4 protein-coding genes are annotated in these 2855 nt (G+C 72.5%); all 4 read left to right on the top strand.

Annotated features, from left to right (window positions below; translation table 11 throughout):
• Nucleotides 1–361: FHA domain-containing protein (locus VIB55_RS16395; RefSeq protein ID WP_331877743.1), on the top strand; the 361-nt coding region annotated here is incomplete at its 5' end.
• Nucleotides 361–1668, top strand: a complete 1308-nt coding sequence (locus tag VIB55_RS16390; RefSeq protein WP_331877742.1) for a metallophosphoesterase family protein — start codon at nt 361–363, stop codon at nt 1666–1668. The genes VIB55_RS16395 and VIB55_RS16390, both read left to right, overlap by 1 nt.
• Nucleotides 1665–2255: a hypothetical protein gene (locus tag VIB55_RS16385; protein ID WP_331877741.1), complete on the top strand. Its 591-nt coding sequence runs from the start codon at nt 1665–1667 to the stop codon at nt 2253–2255. The genes VIB55_RS16390 and VIB55_RS16385 overlap by 4 nt, the downstream gene beginning before the upstream one ends.
• Nucleotides 2256–2320: 65 nt before the next feature.
• A partial coding sequence (locus tag VIB55_RS16380; protein WP_331877740.1) for a DUF2382 domain-containing protein occupies nt 2321–2855 on the top strand: 535 nt, incomplete at its 3' end.

The raw sequence follows: 2855 nt of genomic DNA, 5'->3' as shown, positions 1-2855 counted from the left end.
CGTGCACGAGGACGATGCCACGCGCCGGTGCGAGGCGTGTGGCTTCACCCGCGCCGGCAAGCTGGCGCTGGTGTCCGAAGCCACGACCAAGCGGCTGAGCGTGGGGGTGGACACGGCCATCGGCAAGCACCTGCTGCAGACGTTTGCGGGTGACGACCACGTGTACGCGGCGGAGCCCCAGTTCCACCTGGCCCGCGACCTGGTGCACGGGGGCTGGAGCATCGCCCCCGCGCCCGGGGCCAGGAACCCGACTTTTCTGAACGGCGCGGCGCTGGGCGATGCACCCGCCCCGCTCCCCGAGGGCGCGGTGATCACCATCGGCCCCACCCGCCTGCGACTGCGCGTGGAGAACGAGCTTTGATGGAGAACGAGGAACATCCTGGAGCCGAGGAATCCACGTCCGCCGACGCCCCGGCCGAAGGCTCGGACGCGGTGACCGCCCCGACGGTGGAAACGGAGGGGATCGGCGGGCAGCCCGACGTGGCCCCGGCCGCGGATTCGGCAGCCGCGCCCGCGGCAGATCCACCGCCGCCCGCGCCGGACTCCTCGCCGCCGCCGGCCGCACCCGTCGCGTCCGCCGAGACCGCTTCGGTGAACGTGCTGGAGGTGCGGTCGCTGGATTGGAACGCGGTGCGCGCGGCGGTCGCGAATCCCCCCTCCGGGGAGCGGGCCGAGCGCATCATCGCGGCGATGGAGGAGCGGCTGGCAGGCGGGGGGCCGCTCGGCACCGCCTTCGAGGAGTACGCCGCCGGCCCCGACGACCAGGCCATCCAGATCGGCGACGACTGGCCGCTGGGCGAGGTGTGGTTCGTGGGCGACGTGCACGGCGACCTGCTGGCGCTGGAGGCCGCGCTGCAGCACGTGGACCGCAGCGGCGGCGGCGCCGACGCGCGCATCGTCTTCCTCGGCGACCTCTTCGACGACGGCGTGCACGCGGCGGAGGTGGTGCTGCGCATCTTCGAGCTGATGCTGCAGGGGCCCATGCGCGTGGTCGTGCTCGCGGGCAACCACGACGAGGCGCTGTCGTACGGTCAGGGGCGCTTCCAGTCGTCCGTCCTTCCGTCGGACTTCACCGGCTGGCTGAACGAGCAGTGCGCCGCCGGGCACCCCTGGGCCGAGCGGCTGGGCAAGCTGATCATCCGCTTCTTCCGCCGCGCGCCGCGGGCCCTGTTCTTTCCCGACGGGCTGCTGGTGGCGCACGCCGGCATTCCCCACACCGATCTTCATCCCGAGCTGGCGGAGAGCGGCAACTGGAACGATCCGCGGGTGCTGACCGACTTCGTGTGGCTGCGGGCGCACCCGCGGGCACGGAAGCGCATTCCCAATCGCACCACGCGCGGAAGCGAGTTCGGGCGCGAGGACTTCGCGGCCTTCTGCGAATTGGCGACACGGCTGGGCCGTCCGGTCGGCCGCATGCTGCGCGGGCACGACCACGTGGAGGAGCGATTCGCCGTGTTCCCGGCCTGGGCCGCGCACCCCGTGCTCACCATCAACACCCTTTCGCACCGCCTGCCGCGCGAGGTGTTCGGTCCATACGAGCGGGTGCCCGTCGTGGCGCGGTGGGTGCGCGGCGAGCTGCCGGAGGTGCGGCGCCTGTTCATTCCGCCGGAGCTGGTGCGCGAGGTCTACCCCGAGCCGGTGGATGCCTCCACGGGGGAGGGCGGGTGACGCGCGTCATCGAGCGGTGTCCCAACTGCGGGGTTGAGCACGACGAGGCCGTAGGCGGGGAATGCGAGGTCTGCGGCACGCCGCTGCGCTTCTGGTGCCGCGTGCACGGCAAGGAGATCGGCTTCCTGGCCTCCGCCGAGTGCCCCCGCTGCCAGGCGGAAGAGCAGGCCCGCCGCTCTCGACCCGTCCCTCCGAGGGCGCCTGCGCCCAGCCGGGGCGACGCACCGCGAGCGCCCGTCGAGATGGCGCCCCGACGCCCGCGCAGGACGCCGGCGGGGTTCGATGCCCCCCCGCCGCCGTACGCCGGGCGCGATCCGCGCGAGGTGGCGGAGGACATGCGGCCGTACGTGGAGGCGGGAGCGAACTTCGCGGTGCTGATGGTGCGCGCGCTGTTCGCGGTGCTCCGGCACGTGATCGGGTGGGGCGTGCTGGGCGGCATCGCGGGTGGCGTGATCGGATACCAGCAGAACGGCGATGCCATCTGGTCCGGGATGTTCGGGGTGATGGTGGGCGGCGGCGCGGGCCTGTTCTTCGGAGCCATCGCCGCGCTGCGCATCCTCTTCAGCGGGCGCCGGCGGGATTACTAGCGCGGCTTCTCCGCGTGCGACGGAAATGATCAACGGCCGAGCCTCGGCCCTTTGCGGGAGTGGAGATGACGACACAGGGGAATGGAGCGGTCCGGCGGCTCAGCGAGCTGGATGGCGCCGTCGCGGACGGACACGCCGACTCGCGCGGGTGGGAGGTGCACACGGCCGACGGCACCCTGGCGGGGACGGTGGAAGACCTGCTGGTGGAGCCCGGGTCGATGGCGGTTCACTTCATCCTGGTGCAGGTGGTAAAGGAGCTGGCGCCGAACGAACAGATGCGGACGCTGCGCGTGCCCATCGGCCATGCGGATCTGGATGCCAACGTCCGGCGCGTGAACCTGAAGTCGCTCTCCAGCGCAGACCTGGGGCTGCTTCCGGTAGACCGCGCCGGGGCCGTCGCTCCCGGCGCGGCCGGCCAGCCCGCCGCGCATTCCGGCGGCGAGGACGTGCGCGTCGTCGTTTCGCACGAGGAGCTGGACGTCAACACGCGGTGGGTAGAGGCGGGCGAGGTGGGGGTCACCAAGCGCGTCGAGACCGAGCAGGTGCGCAAGCTCGTTCCGGTGGAGCGCGAAGAGGTATCCATCGAACGCCGCCCCGTGC

Source organism: Longimicrobium sp. (genome assembly GCF_036554565.1).
Taxonomy (GTDB): domain Bacteria; phylum Gemmatimonadota; class Gemmatimonadetes; order Longimicrobiales; family Longimicrobiaceae; genus Longimicrobium.
The sequence above is the reverse complement of the archived record's forward strand: the minus strand, read 5'-3'. Positions and strand labels throughout refer to the sequence as shown.